This is a genomic window from Carboxydocella sp. JDF658 (assembly GCF_002049395.1).
Classification (GTDB): Bacteria; Bacillota.
Map to the genome: position 1 here is coordinate 1 of NZ_BDLR01000166.1, position 201 is coordinate 201.

Genomic DNA, 201 nt, shown 5'->3' on the forward strand with positions numbered 1-201 from the left:
GGGCTTTTACCTTGTGTCGCGGGACTTTCCAGTCCTCTTCGCCTATAGATAAGGTTTCTTACTCCCCGGCAGCTCTGCCGCGCTGCCTGATTTGCCCCTCGACCCCATACCTGCAACACCGGCAGGTTTACACAGGTATGGTTTAGGCTCCTCCCCTTTCGCTCGCCGCTACTCAGGGAATCGCTGTTGCTTTCTTTTCCT

Annotated in this window: 1 rRNA gene; it reads right to left on the reverse strand. The window is 55.7% G+C overall.

The features are described from left to right. A 23S ribosomal RNA gene (locus JDF658_RS13080) occupies nt 1-201 on the reverse strand; the annotation flags it as partial.